Raw genomic sequence first — 843 nt, 5'->3', positions numbered from 1 at the left:
AACAGTTTGGCGCCGGCTGCACGGATCGCCGCCCGCACCGGCCTGCCCTTGTGGCTGCCGAGATTGTCGAGCACGACAATGTCGCCGGGCGCAAGGGTGGGCAGCAGGAACTGCTGGACGTAGGCGAGGAACTTCTGGCCGTTGATCGGTCCGCTGAACACGCAAGGCGCGTCGATGCGGTCCAGGCGCAGAGCGGCGAGGAAGGTGAGGGTGCGCCAGCGGCCATGCGGCGACTTGCCGATCAGGCGCTCACCGCGCCGGCCCCAGCCCCGAAGCGGTGCCATGTTGGTCTTCGCCCAGGTTTCATCGATGAAGACCAGGCGCCGCGGATCGATGCTGCCCTGCCGCGCCTTCCAGCGCTCCCGACGCCGGGCGACGTCAGGACGGTCCTGTTCGCTGGCGAACGCGCTTTTTTTTGAAGCGCAGCCCTTCGGCGTGCAGGAACAACCGCACCGCTTCACAGCACACATCGATGCCTAAAGCTGCCAGCTCGGCCTGCAACTCCCGCACTGGACGGTGCGGCTTTGCCTTCACCAGCGCATGAACCAGCTCCCGGTGCGGCTCCAGGATCGGCCGCCGGTGGCCGCCAAACTTCGCGGGCCGGACGTCGCCCGTCTCACGCTGACGCTGTTCCCACTTCGAAACCGTTGACGGAGCCAGGCCGAACACCTGCGCCACCGCCCGAATGCTCTCACCCGTCGCCCGACGGGCCATCACGCGTTTACGAAGATCAGTAGACAGAGGACGCGCCATGTCTGCTGGCCTCCTCATCCAGCAGATAGGGTGAATCACAGTTCGCCCCTCAGGGGAATCCCCTATCGATTCTGCCTTCAATGGGAACGC

Annotated in this window: 1 pseudogene; it reads right to left on the bottom strand. The window is 65.8% G+C overall.

Going from position 1 to position 843, the window contains the following annotated elements:
* Positions 1–753: pseudogene (locus tag ACFOGJ_RS24015) on the bottom strand (IS630 family transposase); the annotation flags it as partial.
* Positions 754–843 lie beyond the last annotated feature (90 nt).

The organism is Marinibaculum pumilum (assembly GCF_042646425.1).
In the GTDB taxonomy this organism is placed as follows: Bacteria; Pseudomonadota; Alphaproteobacteria; order Ferrovibrionales; family Ferrovibrionaceae; genus Marinibaculum; species Marinibaculum pumilum.
The sequence above is the reverse complement of the archived record's forward strand: the minus strand, read 5'-3'. Positions and strand labels throughout refer to the sequence as shown.